This window comes from Marinomonas rhizomae (genome assembly GCF_024397855.1).
Lineage (GTDB): Bacteria > Pseudomonadota > Gammaproteobacteria > Pseudomonadales > Marinomonadaceae > Marinomonas > Marinomonas rhizomae_A.
Window position 1 is genome coordinate 2,233,609 of sequence record NZ_CP073343.1, and the last position, 16,178, is coordinate 2,249,786.

Sequence of the window (16,178 nt, forward strand, 5' to 3'; positions counted from 1 at the left end):
TTAAACAGGGCTTTTTTACATATCAGAAGCATCTAATTTGGGCGTTAGATTAACACCTAATCAAGAGATCGCCTAGCCACCCACATGAAGATTGAGGTGCTCACAGAACTTTTGAAGCTTTTAAATACCCTAAAATTTGTTTAGAAGTAGTGAAAAAGCCTAAGACAAAAGCGTTAAAGCGTCAGCCAGCCTCACCAAAATTCACAGAAATCATGAGGCGTATAAACACCATGAATCCACGACCACACTTCAATCAATGAAGAATACACAGCATCCGCTCCAAAGTACCATTCAAAAAACGATGATCCGTATTATTTTATTCGCTTATCAAGACCCAACTGACACAATGACTATGAAAAATAATCAGCCACTCTAAGTATATCTAAAGTGAAAGGCTGATCGCGTGTGCGAAAAAGCTACACTGTCGCTCTTTTTCATGTAGAAAGATCATGCAAATCAATGAATATAAATAAATCAACACTGACGCATTACCAATATAGCGCTACAATATCCATAATTTACTTAGCAAGATTAGGATAGTACATGACTCTTTTGAACGCTCTATTAACTGAGCACATTCAATCGCAAGTGGCGTTTGCATTAAAAGAAGACATTGGATCAGGAGACATAACCGCACAACTTATTCCTGATGATCAAGAAATAACAGCCACCGTAATTAGTCGGGAACCAGCAGTCCTATGCGGTCAAGCTTGGGTAAACGAAGTGTTCTCTCAATTAGACAGTCGAGTTACGCTCTCATGGCATAACAATGAAGGCGATATGCTGGAAAGCAACAAGCCTTTTTTAACGATCAAAGGCCATGCAAGAACAATATTAACGGGTGAGCGTACCGCATTAAATTTTTTACAATCACTTTCTTATACCGCCACTGTCACTAATCAATACAGTCAAATTGTAGCGAACACGCAACTCACCATTTTGGACACTAGAAAAACCATACCAGGCATGCGACGAGCGCAAAAATATGCGGTTGCTGTTGGTGGTGGAAAGAACCACAGAATGGGTTTATACGATGCGTTTCTAATCAAAGAAAATCACATCATGGCGGCAGGGTCGATTGCTAACGCTGTGAGTATGGCGAAAAAAATTGCCCCTGGCAAAACCATTGAAGTCGAAACTGAAAACTTAGAAGAAGTTTCCATGGCTGTTGCTGCAGGGGCAGATATTATCATGCTAGATAATTTCTCTTACGAAGACATGAGCAAAGCAGTTGCTGATTTTAAAGGTCAAGTAAAGTTTGAAGCATCAGGTAACATGGACAAAGAACGCTTGTTACAAGTGGCTGAAACAGGTGTAGATTATGTCTCCATCGGTGCCCTAACAAAACACATTCAAGCAATTGACCTTTCTTTACGAGTATCTCAGGAATAACTATGAAAGATAGTATTTTAGTCATCAACTGTGGAAGCTCTTCGTTAAAATTTGCGATTCTTGCTAACGCTGGACAAAAAACACTGGTTGAAGGCATTGCTGACAGACTTGGTACGGATGGTAGCAGCATCACGTTTAAGTTCGAAGGGCAAAAGCGTATTATCGAACTAGAAAATGGCAGCCACAAAAATGCCGTCGCTCAAATTAAAGATTGGCTAAGCAACCATCCCGACATTGAACTCTCTCTTACTGGAATTGGCCATCGCGTAGTTCATGGCGGAGAAACCTTTAGTAAATCGGTTCTAATCAATCAAGATGTGATTGATGGAATTAACGAATGCGCTCAATTCGCCCCTCTCCACAACCCAGCTCACGCCAAAGGGATTGAGGTTGCTTTTGAACTTTTCCCTGGATTACCACAAGTTGCGGTGTTTGATACTGCGTTTCATCAAACTCTAGCGCCAGAGCAATACTTGTACCCTATTCCCATGCATTTTTACAGAGAGCATCATTTTCGCAAGTATGGTTTCCACGGCACCAGCTATCGCTATATTAGCCAACGTTTAGCACAAATTGCACAAGGCAGTGATCAACAAGGTGTACTTGTTGCCCACCTTGGTAATGGTGCCAGCACATGCGCTATCAACAAAGGGCTATCTTCTGACACCAGTATGGGCATCACACCATTAGAAGGTCTAATGATGGGAACCCGTTCTGGAAGCCTAGATCCAAGCCTTCTGTCTTTCATTAGCCAAGCTGATAATATCTCTGCCAATGCAGCCCTTGAAATTCTTAACAAAAAAAGTGGCTTACTCGGTGTCTCTGAAATTTCGAATGACTGCCGAACATTGGAAGAAGCCATGGAATCTGGAGATCAAAGAGCAAAATTGGCTTTAGATATGTTTGCAGCGCGAACAGCGAAGCACTTAGCAAGTGTAGCAACCTCTTTAGAAAGTATTGATCACTTGGTATTTACTGGCGGCATCGGTGAAAATTCAAGCTATTTACGTCAAGCTATTTGCAATCATTTGAAAGCACTGAATATCCGTATAGACTCAGAAGCGAATGATAATGCTCCTCGTGGCGAGACGTTAAACATTAGTGCAAAAGGCAGTAACACCAACATTTGGGTTATCCCGACCAATGAAGAGCTAATGATTGCCCTGGATACTATAAGTTTAATTCAGCAATAACCAAAACCATACACCCCATAATGGACTAAATTAGGATTCATCAGATATGTCAATAAATGTACTCATGACCGTCCCTACAGGCCCTGGTGTAGGATTAACATCTGTTTCTGTCGGTCTTGTCCGTGCGCTTGAGCAGCAAGGGTTAAAGGCCAGTTTTTTCAAGCCAATCGCCCAGCCTCAACCAGGCGACAAGGGTCCTGACAAGTCAACCGCCATGGTTGCTCAAGGCTCTACTCTTACACCAGCCGAGCCAATTCCGCTTCATGAAGCAGAGCGTTATTTGTATAACGACAATATTGATGAACTGATGGAAGAAATTGTTGGTCGATTCCAAGCCAGTGTCGAGCCAGATTCAACGGTTATTGTAGAAGGTCTTGCTCAAATTGCAGGCCATCCTTATGCAACAAGACTAAACAAAGCCATTGCTCGTACACTTGATGCTGGTTTGGTTTTAGTGACAGCGCCGAACAACATGCGAGTTAACGAGCTTGAACACCATGTTGAAATTGCGGCAGGTTCTTATGGCGGAATTAAAGCCAATGATGTGATTGGGTGTATATTAAACAAAACAACACCAGGCTCATTAGGCGTTAAATCCTATGGAGATTTATTTGCACAGAGAGGAATCTTCAAACGTAACTTTAGTCTACTAGGTCAAATTCCAAAAGCAGACGAGTTAACTTACCCTCGTGTCAAAGATGTCGCTGATTTTCTTGGTGCTCGAATCATCAACGCTGGTGAAATCGAATCTCGTCGAGTGCAATCTTATACACTTTGTGCTCGCGGCGTTGAAAACATGCTTGAAGCCTTGCGACCTGGAGTATTGGTTTTCACTCCAGGCGATCGTACTGACATCATCATGGCGACCGCCATTGCTGCATTAAACGATATCAAGATTGCAGCCTTAGTGGTCACTGGCGGCTATCAGCCGAGCGAAGCTTTAATGGCACTTTGCGGTAAAGCAATGGCAAAAGGCTTGCCTGTTCTCTCTGTTGAATCCAACAGCTGGGAAACCGTCATTAACATGCAGTCTTTCAACCAAGAAATTCCACTTGATGATAAAGAACGCGTCTTGATGGTAAAAGAGCACATCGCCCGTTGTATCGATCACGATTGGATCAATTCTTTTGCATTGAACCAAGAAGAGAGAAAACTGTCCCCTCCTGCATTCCGATTCCGCTTGATTGAGCTTGCTCGCTCATTGAATAAACGTATCATTCTTCCCGAAGGTGAAGAGATACGTACCATTCAGGCTGCGTCTATTTGTGCTGAGCGCGGTATTGCTCGTTGTACTCTTTTAGGTAATGAAACCGAAATTCTTCGTATAGCTCAAAACAATGGCATTGAGCTAAGTCATGGGGTCGAAATACTCGACCCAAGCAGCATTCGTGAACGCTATGTTGCACCAATGGTTGAGTTAAGAAAGGCTCGCGGACTAACTGATATAGTGGCTCGCGAGCAACTTGAAGACAATGTGGTTTTAGGCACCATGATGCTTCAAGTTGGCGATGTTGATGGCTTGGTGTCTGGTGCTGTTCACACCACAGCAAACACTATTCGTCCAGCCCTTCAACTGATCAAAACATCTCCGAACTCAAACCTTGTCTCGTCAATTTTCTTCATGTGTTTGCCAGATCAAGTTCTGGTCTATGGTGATTGCGCAATAAACCCAGACCCGAGCGCTGAGCAGCTAGCAGAAATTGCGATTCAAAGTGCCGATTCAGCCGCTGCTTTTGGTATTACGCCAAAAGTCGCCATGATTAGTTACAGTACTGGTGGCTCTGGAACGGGTAACGACGTCGATAAAGTACGAGAAGCAACAACGATTGCCCAGAACCTTCGACCTGACCTGTTAATTGACGGCCCTCTTCAGTATGACGCTGCCATCATGGAAAAAGTAGCTAAGCAGAAAGCGCCAAACAGTAAAGTGGCGGGCAAAGCGACTGTATTTATTTTCCCTGATTTAAATACAGGTAACACTACATACAAGGCCGTACAGAGAAGCGCGGATGTTGTGAGTATTGGTCCTATGCTACAGGGTATTCGTAAACCGGTTAACGATTTATCTCGTGGCGCATTGGTAGACGATATTGTCTACACTATAGCCATTACAGCTATCCAGTCAGGCCAATTAACTAGCCATTAAATCATCGACCTAACTAACCACTAACCCGTCTTCACTTATTAGCAAGCGAAGACGGGTTATCTCTTATAAAAACATTTTCTTCAACGAAATTTATCTGGGTAGTGGACAACTAATACAATGCCATCTAATATTTATTAACCTTTGTTAACAAACGTTAAGTTGGTGATCTGCATGTCTGGTAGCCTTCCTCATTCTATAGCACTTTCAAATCATACCCTCACGAGTACAAACACTCCTGGTTACACGACGTTTGATTTACGCTCTGATGAAGATACAAACATGGCGGCTCTTAATGCTCGAAATGCCAAAGCATCCAGCGATCTTGTTGTCACAATTTCAGAACAGGGCCAAGCACTGTCCCAAAGAAAGCAGAAGAAATTTGAAGAAATTGAAGACCCAAAAAAACAAGACCTATTACTCGATCTTTTAGATGAAGAGTTCATTGAAGATGACGAAGAACTCACTATGCATTCATCAAACAATGATCATAAAACGAGTAATTACCAGGAAAAAACGCCTACAGGAGACTTTCTCGACCAAATTGTTTAATCTAATAAATACTCGTTAATTTGAGTATATCGGCAGGATGCCATCAATTTTAAAATCTTCAAGGAGTGAAGAATGTTACTTACCCGTCTAACCATACGTGGTTTTACGCTACTAGAGTTAATGGTTGTAATCGCTATTATTTCTATTTTAGCAAGCCTTTCAGCCCCTACATTTACTCGTCAAATTGCCAAAGCAAAATTGATAGAGGCACAAAATTTAGCCACCCAACATCAGGCACTTGTTGAAGAATTCATTCTTCTACATGGCTCTTTTCCTAGCGAAACAGAATTCAACTTAATAAAACAATCCCCAGCAGATGATTCCATTGCAAAATCCATTTCTGTCCAGAGCCAAAACAAAAGCATGGGTGATCTTGTTCTCGCCCTAAACAACAGCACCGGCATTAGTGAAAACCAATACCTGAAGTACTCTCGCGATGAAAATAGGAATTGGACATGTCTTTCTGACTTGGAAAGCAACATCCTCCCGCTTCAATGTGAAAGCCTAGCTGGAGAGGACGAATGACTTTAGAAGAGATAATCTCCAATGCGGTTAGCAATAGAGCTACCGACATTCACATAGAACACTCAAGCCTTGGCATAAAAATATATCAACGCTGCTATGGATTACTTCATAAAGTGACCGAGTTAACGCAAGGAGCAAATTTACTCAACCGCATAAAAATGCGCGCCAACCTAGACTTATCTGAAACAAGGCGAACTCAAGAAGGCCAATTTCTTTTTGAAGAAAGAAGCCGTAGCACTTTTATTCGCGTCAGCATTATATCAACTATTAAGGGCGAAAAAATTGCCTTAAGGCTCTTGCCAGAAAAGAACCGTTTAGCATTGGATGAGATCGGCATACAGTCATCTCTGCTAAAAACACTAACATCGACATTAAACACTCCCAGCGGCTTAATTTTAGTTTGTGGCGCGACTGGAGCTGGAAAAAGCACCACTCTGTATTCATGCCTTGATACCTTAAACAATGGCAAAAAGACGATTTTCACCATCGAAGACCCGGTCGAATACGAAATCCCAGGCTTATTTCAATGCGAACCCAATCCGGCCATTGGCTTAGATTCCGCTTCTCTTTTAAAGTCATTCTTAAGACAAGATCCAGATGTAATCATGGTGGGAGAGGTGCGGGATGCCGTTACAGCAAATCTTGCGGTAAATGCGGCACTGACAGGTCACCTTGTCTTAGCAACATTACACACAAACTCAGCGCTTGACGCCATGCATCGTTGTCATGGCTGGCAGGTAGATTTTTTCTCTTTAGTTAGTTCCTTAAAACTTATAATTCATCAATCCATGCATTATAAAATTTCATCGCAGCAGCCAATATTCAACGGGTTACAACCTCTTTGGAATGAATTGCTTCCAAGAGATTACGATACGCTTATTTCATCCCCTGCCTTATGGAAAGCTTTTTCCCATCAGAACAGCGAGGCACAAAATGCCTTGGTATAAAATCCAACATCAAAATGGCAAAACAGACTACCGCTATGAACCCTCTGAAAGCAGAGCATTATTTGGCTATATAAACCGCGGCTGCTGGTATGTAAGCATTTCTGAATGGAAACCCAAAGAGCTAGACTATAAATCATTACAGACATTTTATACTGAAATCCAGAGTGCCTTGCAGTCTGGGCTTCAACTTAATCAAGCCATTTCTCATTTTGCACTTTCTTCTACCCATCAAAAAATCGCTACTACCAGCAAAGTCATATTAAGTGAATTAGAAAATGGGGCAATTTTCAACGACGTATTAAGCAAGCTGGTAAAGCCTTCTGCTGCTCCCTATTGCCAGCTCCTTAACTCGCAGGGTTCGAGAGAAGACTGTGAAAAAAGTTTAAACATGTCAATCACACAACTTAATACTCTACTAGATTGCTCCCAACGTTTATTAAAGGCCATTATTTACCCTTTTAGTATCATTCAGATTGCTCTCATTATTCTTATAGCCAATCAACTAATGCAAAAGAGCACCGATGAAAATTATCTTTTTGAGCTAATCAAGCATATGAGCATTTACTTTGCTTGCAGCGTCGTTCAACTCATCATCATACGAAGTTTATATCAAGGACAGGCTTGCTATTGGCTTGAAAAATACAGTGGGACCTTCCGATTAACCAAACTCTTTTCTTTATTAAGCACAACAAGAAAAGCAGGCATTACATTGCAGCATGCGTTGAAAACTATGCCTGAGTACTTCCAGCATCCACCTATTAAAAAAGATATTTACCAAGTCTATTACACCCTACGTCTCGGTAAAAATTACGCTAATAGCTTCCCAGTCGAGTGGTTCCCTAATGAATCCGCTATTGCACTTCATTCTGCTGAGCAGGACGGGGATATAGAAAGAGCGCTTTTGCTTGCAGAAAATGAACACACAAAACGTTGGCAAAAATTCATTGCTCTGCTTGAAAAATTGGTCCCGGCCGCTTGCCTTATGATTGCAGGTGGATTTGTTGCCTCAGCACTCATTGCACTATATGCACCACTCATTGAGATGTCCTAGATGTGGCTCACTTCAATCAATTGGTTTTTATATACATTAGTGGTCTTGAGTATTGGCAGTTATGCTGCTGCATTTACAGTAAGGTGGCCGATTAAGAATATCTATTTATGGGAAAAGGAAGCGCATGCTTTATTGCAACTTCCTTTTAGTAAACACCTTCCAGCTAACATAAATAATAACCGCTCCTTCTGTTTTGATTGCCACTTCCCGCTGTCTTGGCAAGACCTTATACCACTACTTAGCTACATAATGCTTAAAGGAAAATGCCGTTACTGCCAATCTAGAATTTCATATCGCTATCCCGCCATAGAATTCCTTCACCTAATAGGCAGCTTCCCGTTACTCTTTATCTTTGACGATACCTATCAGCTTATACTGCATACACTATTGGTGAGTGTTTTAATAACGGCAGCAGTAATTGATCTTGAACATCAATTAATACCTGATGAATGCAGCACCATAGCATTAGCTTGTGCGCTCTTAATTAATCTTCCTACTAATAGAATAGAAAGCAGTGTCTTAGGTATGATCATCGGCTATGGACTTATCTATGTTCTACGTTGGTTTTATTTAACGTTCAGAAATCAAGAAGGGATAGGATTAGGTGATGCGAAAATTATAGCCGCGCTCGCTGCATGGTTAGGATTTTCAGGCTTAGCCCCCTTGTTACTTTGTGCAAGTTTAAGTGGAATCCTATACACTGTATTAATTAACAGAAGTAGAGCTAAGTACATGGCATTTGGCCCATTTCTTATATTTTCAGCCATGATGGTGTTTTATTTTAGTCTATGACAACTCCAACTATAATCGGTCTTGCTGGTGGCATAGGCTCTGGCAAAAGCACAATTACAAAATACTTCAATAACATAGGCATTCAAAGCGTTGATGCCGATGACGTGGCGCGACTTGTTGTCCAATTAGGTTCAACTTGCTTGGATCAAATCCACCAGCGTTACGGTGATAGCATACTCTTGGACGATGGTAACCTTAATCGTAAATCCCTACGCAGTATTATTTTTGACAATCCAGAAGAAAGGTCCTGGCTTGAAGGACTAACTCACCCTGCAATTCGAAAAGAAATATCAGTGCAATTAAGTAGCATTACCTCACCCTATGCATTGCTTGTTCATCCTTTACTGTTTGAAACAAACCAAGACGCTATATGTGATCTCGTTATAGCAATTGATGTCCCTGAAAGCATACAACTACAACGCGTCATGAGTAGAGACAACATTAGTAGAGAAAATGCAGGTAAAATTATGGCGACGCAACTCAGCAATAGCGAACGCATTAAGAGAGCCGATCTTGTCTTGGAAAATTCTGGTAATATTGATGAAATGAATGCTAAAGTCTTCAAATTGCACAAAAAAATTTTAGAGTCACAATCATGTTAAATAGTAATACTGCAACCTTGGTTGCCTGCCCTACTTGTCAAAAAAAATCGCCTTGGTCTAAAGAGAATCCAGATCGCCCTTTTTGCAGCCCAAGATGTAAATTGATTGATTTGGGTGCTTGGGCAAGTGAATCTTATTCTATTCCACAGCAAACCTCTGAAGAGGATGAAATTTTTTCAGAAGATCTAGTAATAGATCCAAATAAATCCTTTTTATAATTGCTTAATATGGAATGTAATTATTTATGGCTCAACAAGATTTTTCGAAGAAAAAAGCTCTACTCATAGAAGATATGGCGGAAGCAAGAATCATGCAGCGAAAAATGCTGACTGATTTTGGCTTTACTTCGATAGATATTGCTATGAAAGCAGAAACCGCCATCGAACTTCTGAGGAACAAATCCTTTGATGTCATTCTATCCGATTACAATCTCGGAAATGGCAAAGACGGTCAGCAGCTTTTAGAAGAAGTCAGACACTCAAAACTCATTCCAAATACCGCCACTTATTTAATGGTAACAGCAGAAACGTCCATTGAAATGGTGATGGGAGCCATTGAATATCAGCCGGATGGCTATATTACAAAACCTTTTTCTCAAGCTGTTCTTCAACGACGCCTTAGCAAGCTATTAGAGACAAAAGACAGGCTTTATGACGTGAACGCTGCCCTTGATGCAAATAATTTTGAAGATGCAATTAAGGCAGCTAAAGGGGTAATGAAAAAATACCCTTCCCTCATAGGCAAATGCGAAAGAATAATTGGAGAAAGTCTTTTAGAGATTGAACAATATAAAAAAGCGTTGTCGTTGTTCAATAAAACCCTTAAAAGCAGAAAAATGCCTTGGGCATTGTTTGGCAAAGCCAAATCCTATTTTTTAATGGGAGAATTGGAAAAAGCCGAACTACACTTTCGTCAACTAATGCTTGATAACCGTTTTTTTGTGAGTGCTTATGATTGGCTTGCCAAAATCCAAGTTCTCCAAGATAAACCTGAGGAAGCGCAAGCTACACTAGTTGAAGCAATTGGTCGTTCACCAAAAAATATTCTCCGTCAAATGGAGCTAGGAAACATAAGTTTGTCCATTGGCGACAGCATGACTGCAGAAATGTCATTTCGCAGAGCTGTATTTTTAGCGAAATTTTCATGTTACAACACCGCCGATGTTTACTTAAAGCATTTAGAATCTCTTGCTAGAATCTCTGACAACGGCCCACTTTTACCAAGACAACGAGATAACTTTGAGAGTACCCTCAAAAAAGTTCATGAGTCTTTCTTTGAAGACCCAACCAACAAATCAAAAGCCTATAGCTACGAAATCGACATTTATTTAGCTGATAATGATCCACTCACAGCTAAGCAAATTTTTGAAGGCTGGCTTAGCGAAGTAAAAACCGCAAGTGCCACAGCACCAACTAAAGAACAAAGCGCAAATTACACAAAAGCATTTGGAGGCTAAGATGGAAAAAATCGACATCAGCACTATCTTGGCCAGCGCCATTCATGAAAGTAAAAACCAAGTAGGTACGTTACTTTATCAGCTACAAGGTCTTAAAGATTCAACAAGTAAAAGCGATTCGAACCTGAAAAGAATCGTCTTGATTGAAGAGTCTCTCAAAAAGCTCAATGATGAATGGGTTGAATATTTATACCTTTACCGCCTAGCATCTGATGGTTATGACTTACATGTAGACACCTTTTTACTGGATGAGTTTTTAGATGACCAAGTATTTGCTTTGCAGCCGTCCGCCAATGCAAAAAGTCTAGATTTAGAATATAACTGCGATGCACAGCTAACGGGGATTTTTGATGAACGATTAATGACAGCGGTCGTTAGTACTGCTGTATATAATGCTCTACGATTTGCAAAATCAAAAATCCTCATTAATGCAAAAATGGAGAATGGATTCCTAATTATATCAATTGAAGATGATGGCGATGGTTTTAAACAGATTGATACTGACGATCAGCCGGAGGAATTTCCAGAAGGTAATACTGGCTTAGGTTTGTATTTTGCTGAGTTATCAGCCACTGCACATATCGTTAATGATATCAGAGGGTTTATTAAAAAAGAGTCTTCTTCTACCCTAGGTGGGGCCAGCCTAACCGTTTGTCTCCCCCAACCGATCAACTTAACATTGTAGTTTGCAAGTTCTCTTATAAATTCAGTTTTTTTAAATACTTAGTTAACAATATTCCTGCATTTTCTATATGCTGCCTCAGAAAAATGAGTGCAGCCTTCTTTTCTTTTGACTCAATTAATGAAAGTAGCTGCTCATGCTGAGCCTGACTAGTATCTCGATAGCCTAATGGTCCATACTGAAAGCCGAGATAGCGTACTGCCTGTTTATTAAGACCTTCCACTACCCGTTGCAACGTTGGTCGTTCAGCTGATCTGTACAAAACTTGATGGAATAACCAATTAAGCTCGCCTTTATAGACCAATGTTAAACTCTCTTTATTTAGCTCCTCTAAGAAGTGCCTAGCCTCAACTAGATCACCTTTACCGATGTGATCAAATGCCCTTTCAAACAACAAACATTCTAATTCAGCTCGCATCAAATAAAGATCTTCTGCTTCCTTCCAATTCAAATCAGGAATCATAACCCCAGCTTTACCATGTAAAACAAGCCAACCTTCAGACTTCAAAACCTGCAATGCATCCCTAATAGGAATTCTGCTCACACCATATCGAGTTGACAGGTTCGCTTGTCGTAAAGGAACACCTCTTGGCAGCTGATTTTTTAAAATGTCTTCTTTGATACTATGGCTAATGTCCATAAAGAACCTTCTTATCTGAACTTAATATTGCCTATCAACAGACAAATAACACCAAACAAAATGCCCCAAAAAGCTGACGCAATACCACCAAATGACACACCAGAAACTGTTACTAAAAAAGTAATCAATGCCGCTTCTCGATTAGAATCATCCGCCATCGCATTTTTCAAATTCATACCAATGGTTCCTAGTAAGGCAATACCCGCTAAAGCCGCAATCATGGTTGCAGGAAAAATCGAAAATAAAGCAACTACTGATGTGCCAGCTAAACCAGCAAACCAATAAAACACGCCTGCAGATAATCCCGCTATATATCGTCGCTTAGGGTCTTTGTGACATTCTTCACCAGAACAAATAGCCGCCGTAATCGCGGCTAAATTGAAAGCGAAGCCACCTAAAGGTGCCAACATAATAGAAGTAAAACCTGTCCAGCTAATGAGTGGAGATACAGGAGTTTGGTAGCCACTACTGCGCATCACAGCTACACCTGGAATATTCTGAGAGGTCATAGTCACAATATATAACGGAATACCAATACCAATTAATGCACCAATATTCCATTCAGGCCAAACCCATACAAACGCGCCAAGTGAGAAAGGAACATCAGACATTAACTGGCCATCGGATCTAGCCAGTACAAATGCAACACCAGCAACCAAGACAAACAACACAGCATAGCGAGGTAAAAGCCGTTTGCTCACCAAATATGTCATCAACATTATTCCGACAAGGAAAACATCACTCATCATAGAATCGAAAATAGAAAGCCCAAACTTGAAAAGTACTCCAGCCAACATGGCACAAGCTAGGGGTAAAGGAACCAAACGCATGACTTTGTCAAATAGCCCAGAAACACCGGTTAGCAAAGTGAGTATGCCAGCAAAAACGAACACACCTATCGCCTCGGCATAACTGATTGTTCCTAGGCTCGTCGCTAACAATGCGGCGCCAGGCGTAGACCAAGCCGTGATAACAGGAGATCGGTACCACAAAGAAAGGAAGAAGCAGGTTGCCCCCATACCAAGCCCTAACGCCATAATCCAAGACACTATGATGTTAGAATCAGCGCCAGCCGCTTGAGCGGCCTGAAATACAATTGCAACGGAGCTTGCAAAACCTATAAGCACGGCCACAAATCCTGCAACAAGTGCACTTAAACTAAAATCTTTTACTATTCTGAGCACAACCCTACTACCTGTATGGTTTAAAAAGAGCACTCACTATATTTCATAACAACTATTTTTGTATACATTTTTTACTAATGTACTAACATATAACCAACCAAACCAAGTACAAAACCCATTACGGCCCCCATTGGTGGCATCCAATGCTTCTCTAAGGCAACTCGCGGAGCAATGTCTTGGAATACAGCATATAAAATACCGCCCGATGCGAACAACATCACAGCAGATATAATAACAGGCCATTCAGCTAACCAAAGATGCGCAATAACACCCGCTATCGGTCCGCACAAAGCAAGCAACACAAACAACAAAATAATTGTCCGTGAACGATAAGGTGATGACGCTTTTAATTCACGAAAAGCATTAAAACCTTCAGGAAGGTTTTGCATAGCAATCAGCCCTGCAAGCAACACGCCGTTAATAGTACCTAAAGCAAACGCAGCACCCAACGCCAGAGACTCAGGAATAAAATCTGCTAGCATAGCGACTAATTGACTCATAGAGGTCTGCTGTTTAGATAACCAAATATCAAGCCACATAAACGCCACGCCACCGGATAAAAATAATACCGCTGCAGACCAGGGAGAAAATTGAGAAATACCTTCTGGAACAAGAACCAAAGCAATCGCCGACAACAAAGCACCGCCGCCAAAGGCCGTAATGCCATGCATTAATTCTGTTTCTAACCACTGAGGCTTTATACGCTCAAAATTGGCAATCAAAGCCCCTAATGGCATTGCTAAGCCAGCACATAAAGTTAGAAATATAACGCTATACAAAGGTGCCATTAAACCAATACTCCAAAAGATATAATGTGATTATCTGTGTTGAGAGCGTTACTTGTCATGACTAATAGGTAAGACTTCACTAAGTATGCTGACTAACACTTACGGCGTTATAATCCGCCAAAATCAAATGCCAGACGTTATCTGGTATTGAATCTAAAAATAAGCTTAAAAAAATAATTTTTACTTCTTATATCTTTCTAATTGGCATTATAACGCGCACTAGAAAGCCTTGATGAATGGCGTCTTCAAACGAAAGTGAACCCTGATACTTATCGACAATATTTTTAACGATAGACAGCCCAAGACCAGCACCTTCAACTTCACCAGACCGAAAAAATCGCTCACTGAGTCTCTGTTTTTCTTCTTGACTAACACCCTTGCCTGCATCTAGGACTTTTAATTCAACTAAATTCGCCGTCTGCGTCCAAATTACTTGAATAGTTGAGCCTTTAGGCGAAAACTTAATCGCATTACTCATCAAATTTTGCAGTAATATCTCAATGTGATTAGGCTCTACATAACAATACCAAGGTAAGTTATCATCGACATCTAAGCTAATCTCTACATTATTCTTCCAAGCTAATGGAAGGATATCCGCAATCATGGATCGGCTAATCGCAATTACATCGACCTCTTCACTTGTGACTTTTTTCTGATGCTCTAAACGCGCAAGTGCAAGTAACTGAGAAACAATTCGAGTGGATCTATCAACGCCAGATGTGAGCTGAGTTAACGATTGATTACGCTCTTGATCATTTTCAGCCGACGCCGCATTTTCAGCATGAACTCGTAGAATGCTTAATGGCGTCCTTAGTTCATGAGCCGCATCGGCTATCCAACGCTTTTCTCTTTCCATCAATACATCAATTTCTAAAAGCAAGCCATTCAATGCGGTTTTAACAGGTGCCAACTCTTCTGGTACATAAGACATCTCGATGGGTTCTAACTTGGTTGGGGCTATCTTTTGAATTCGCTGAGCAAGTTGTTGAAGTGGCTCAAGCCCAAACCCTACAGCTGCCCAAACAAGAACAGCCAAAATGGGCCAAGCTAATATTTCAGGAAAAAGCGTTTGGAAAACAATTTGATCTGAAATCTCTCCTCTTACATCAGCACGTTCTGCAACAATAACCTTGGTATTTCCAGACAGTTGGTTCAAGGTAAAAGTACGCCATTGATACTGATCGGCCATTGCGTCCCCATAACCTGATGCATCTTCTTTTTGAAAAGACAGCATCATTGAATCAGAGGCTATTTTTAATTTATCACCACTCCAAATCTGATAGAAAATTTTACTTTCGTATTTATGGCCAACTGATTCATCAGTATTTGCTTCATCAATTAATAACGGTGATATCGTATTTTTACTCGAACCAAGCTTTTCAATATTGTCAGACAACGTCAATAATAAACGGGCTTGTTGGGCCAGTCTGGCATCAAATAACTCTTCGACTTCATGATTGGCAAATAGCAAACCAATCACCATGATAAGAATACTTGTCATGGTAAAAATACACATTACAAAAAAAAGGGTTCTACGACGAATTGAACTTAATAGTTTTTCGTTAGCCCAATTCTTGATCGACCACATAGCCAATGCCTCGTATGGTGCGAACTAGTTCTGGGAAGAGTTTTTTACGTAAATGATGGATATGTACCTCTAGCGCATTACTTTCCACATCATCCCCCCAGCCGTACATTAATTGTTGAAGTACATCTCGAGTAAAAACATGACCAGGCTGACTAACAAGTTCGTGCAGCAAAGAATACTCTCGGCGAGTTAAACTGATGTCTTTATTTTGATAAGTTACTTTATGACTTGCAGGAAACAACGTAAGACCTTTGTAATGAATTTCACTGATTGCTCGACCATAGCTTCGACGCAGTAATGCCCGAGCACGGGCTTTAAGCTCTGTCACATCAAAAGGCTTCACCAAATAGTCATCCGCCCCTAAATCCAGACCAGACACCCTGTCTTCCAAGGCATCCCGAGCAGTCAGAATCAAAACAGGAATGCCATTATCATTTGAGCGCAGCTGCTTCAATACAGCCAAACCGTCCAATCTTGGCAAGCCCAAATCCAGCACAACTAAATCGAACACTTCATTGGCCAATGCTTCCAATGCATGAATGCCATCATGAAGTAGATCAACCGTGTATCCTTCACGCTTTAAAGCAGTGGCAAGGCCATCCGCTAATGAAAGATCGTCCTCTACAATGAGTATGCGCAAACC

17 protein-coding genes are annotated in these 16,178 nt (G+C 41.0%); 12 read left to right on the plus strand and 5 right to left on the minus strand.

Annotated features, from left to right (window positions below; all coding sequences use genetic code 11):
• Positions 1–543: 543 nt before the first annotated feature.
• The 12 genes from nadC (at position 544) to KDW99_RS10665 (ending at position 11,338) form a co-directional block, all read left to right on the plus strand.
• Complete coding sequence (nadC, locus tag KDW99_RS10610) at positions 544–1,392, plus strand: carboxylating nicotinate-nucleotide diphosphorylase (protein ID WP_255824693.1); 849 nt, start codon at positions 544–546, stop codon at positions 1,390–1,392.
• A 2-nt stretch (positions 1,393–1,394) separates the two neighbouring features.
• Positions 1,395–2,585, plus strand: coding sequence for an acetate/propionate family kinase (locus KDW99_RS10615; protein ID WP_255824695.1), 1,191 nt, complete (start codon positions 1,395–1,397; stop codon positions 2,583–2,585).
• Positions 2,586–2,631: 46 nt separating this feature from the next.
• A complete protein-coding gene (gene pta, locus KDW99_RS10620; protein ID WP_255824697.1) occupies positions 2,632–4,731 on the plus strand; it encodes a phosphate acetyltransferase in 2,100 nt (699 codons plus the stop codon).
• 171 nt (positions 4,732–4,902) lie between these two features.
• A complete protein-coding gene (locus tag KDW99_RS10625) occupies positions 4,903–5,280 on the plus strand; it encodes a hypothetical protein (protein ID WP_255824699.1) in 378 nt (125 codons plus the stop codon).
• A gap of 72 nt (positions 5,281–5,352) precedes the next feature.
• Complete coding sequence (locus KDW99_RS10630; RefSeq protein ID WP_255824701.1) at positions 5,353–5,805, plus strand: type IV pilin protein; 453 nt, start codon at positions 5,353–5,355, stop codon at positions 5,803–5,805.
• The gene (locus KDW99_RS10635) at positions 5,802–6,752 is read left to right on the plus strand and encodes a GspE/PulE family protein (RefSeq protein ID WP_255824703.1); all 951 of its coding nucleotides are present in this window, start codon (positions 5,802–5,804) and stop codon (positions 6,750–6,752) included. Before KDW99_RS10630 ends, KDW99_RS10635 begins: the two co-directional genes overlap by 4 nt.
• A complete protein-coding gene (locus KDW99_RS10640) occupies positions 6,652–7,803 on the plus strand; it encodes a type II secretion system F family protein (RefSeq protein WP_255824704.1) in 1,152 nt (383 codons plus the stop codon). Before KDW99_RS10635 ends, KDW99_RS10640 begins: the two co-directional genes overlap by 101 nt.
• Positions 7,804–8,595 (plus strand): prepilin peptidase, encoded by a 792-nt coding sequence (locus KDW99_RS10645; RefSeq protein ID WP_255824706.1) that lies wholly within the window; start codon positions 7,804–7,806, stop codon positions 8,593–8,595.
• Complete coding sequence (coaE, locus tag KDW99_RS10650; RefSeq protein ID WP_255824708.1) at positions 8,592–9,197, plus strand: dephospho-CoA kinase; 606 nt, start codon at positions 8,592–8,594, stop codon at positions 9,195–9,197. The genes KDW99_RS10645 and coaE overlap by 4 nt, the downstream gene beginning before the upstream one ends.
• A complete protein-coding gene (yacG, locus tag KDW99_RS10655; RefSeq protein ID WP_255824710.1) occupies positions 9,191–9,415 on the plus strand; it encodes a DNA gyrase inhibitor YacG in 225 nt (74 codons plus the stop codon). The genes coaE and yacG overlap by 7 nt, the downstream gene beginning before the upstream one ends.
• 26 nt (positions 9,416–9,441) lie before the next feature.
• Complete coding sequence (locus KDW99_RS10660; RefSeq protein WP_255824712.1) at positions 9,442–10,653, plus strand: tetratricopeptide repeat-containing response regulator; 1,212 nt, start codon at positions 9,442–9,444, stop codon at positions 10,651–10,653.
• 1 nt (position 10,654) lies between these two features.
• A complete protein-coding gene (locus KDW99_RS10665; protein ID WP_255824714.1) occupies positions 10,655–11,338 on the plus strand; it encodes a sensor histidine kinase in 684 nt (227 codons plus the stop codon).
• A 13-nt stretch (positions 11,339–11,351) separates the two neighbouring features.
• Here the strand turns inward: KDW99_RS10665 and KDW99_RS10670 are convergent, their stop codons facing one another.
• From KDW99_RS10670 to KDW99_RS10690, 5 genes are all read right to left on the minus strand, one after another.
• On the minus strand, positions 11,352–11,975 hold the full coding sequence (locus tag KDW99_RS10670; protein ID WP_255824716.1) for a GntR family transcriptional regulator: 624 nt from the start codon (positions 11,973–11,975) through the stop codon (positions 11,352–11,354).
• An 11-nt stretch (positions 11,976–11,986) separates the two neighbouring features.
• Positions 11,987–13,159 carry a benzoate/H(+) symporter BenE family transporter gene (locus tag KDW99_RS10675; protein ID WP_255824718.1) on the minus strand — a complete coding sequence of 391 codons (1,173 nt, stop codon included), beginning with the start codon at positions 13,157–13,159 and terminating at the stop codon, positions 11,987–11,989.
• A gap of 74 nt (positions 13,160–13,233) precedes the next feature.
• Complete coding sequence (locus tag KDW99_RS10680; protein ID WP_255824720.1) at positions 13,234–13,947, minus strand: ZIP family metal transporter; 714 nt, start codon at positions 13,945–13,947, stop codon at positions 13,234–13,236.
• Between the two features lie 187 nt (positions 13,948–14,134).
• Positions 14,135–15,448: an ATP-binding protein gene (locus KDW99_RS10685; RefSeq protein ID WP_255824722.1), complete on the minus strand. Its 1,314-nt coding sequence runs from the start codon at positions 15,446–15,448 to the stop codon at positions 14,135–14,137.
• A 61-nt stretch (positions 15,449–15,509) separates the two neighbouring features.
• The gene (locus tag KDW99_RS10690) at positions 15,510–16,175 is read right to left on the minus strand and encodes a response regulator (RefSeq protein ID WP_255829273.1); all 666 of its coding nucleotides are present in this window, start codon (positions 16,173–16,175) and stop codon (positions 15,510–15,512) included.
• Positions 16,176–16,178 lie beyond the last annotated feature (3 nt).

Coding starts and splice junctions, on each gene's coding strand:
- KDW99_RS10640 (WP_255824704.1), top strand. CDS start 6,652: ATGAATTGCTTCCAAGAGATTACGATACGCTTATTTCATCCCCTGCCT.
- coaE (WP_255824708.1), top strand. CDS start 8,592: ATGACAACTCCAACTATAATCGGTCTTGCTGGTGGCATAGGCTCTGGC.
- yacG (WP_255824710.1), top strand. CDS start 9,191: ATGTTAAATAGTAATACTGCAACCTTGGTTGCCTGCCCTACTTGTCAA.
- KDW99_RS10685 (WP_255824722.1), bottom strand. CDS start 15,448: ATGACAAGTATTCTTATCATGGTGATTGGTTTGCTATTTGCCAATCAT.
- pta (WP_255824697.1), top strand. CDS start 2,632: ATGTCAATAAATGTACTCATGACCGTCCCTACAGGCCCTGGTGTAGGA.
- KDW99_RS10660 (WP_255824712.1), top strand. CDS start 9,442: ATGGCTCAACAAGATTTTTCGAAGAAAAAAGCTCTACTCATAGAAGAT.
- KDW99_RS10645 (WP_255824706.1), top strand. CDS start 7,804: ATGTGGCTCACTTCAATCAATTGGTTTTTATATACATTAGTGGTCTTG.
- KDW99_RS10625 (WP_255824699.1), top strand. CDS start 4,903: ATGTCTGGTAGCCTTCCTCATTCTATAGCACTTTCAAATCATACCCTC.
- KDW99_RS10680 (WP_255824720.1), bottom strand. CDS start 13,947: ATGGCACCTTTGTATAGCGTTATATTTCTAACTTTATGTGCTGGCTTA.
- nadC (WP_255824693.1), top strand. CDS start 544: ATGACTCTTTTGAACGCTCTATTAACTGAGCACATTCAATCGCAAGTG.
- KDW99_RS10630 (WP_255824701.1), top strand. CDS start 5,353: ATGTTACTTACCCGTCTAACCATACGTGGTTTTACGCTACTAGAGTTA.
- KDW99_RS10635 (WP_255824703.1), top strand. CDS start 5,802: ATGACTTTAGAAGAGATAATCTCCAATGCGGTTAGCAATAGAGCTACC.
- KDW99_RS10665 (WP_255824714.1), top strand. CDS start 10,655: ATGGAAAAAATCGACATCAGCACTATCTTGGCCAGCGCCATTCATGAA.
- KDW99_RS10670 (WP_255824716.1), bottom strand. CDS start 11,975: ATGGACATTAGCCATAGTATCAAAGAAGACATTTTAAAAAATCAGCTG.
- KDW99_RS10615 (WP_255824695.1), top strand. CDS start 1,395: ATGAAAGATAGTATTTTAGTCATCAACTGTGGAAGCTCTTCGTTAAAA.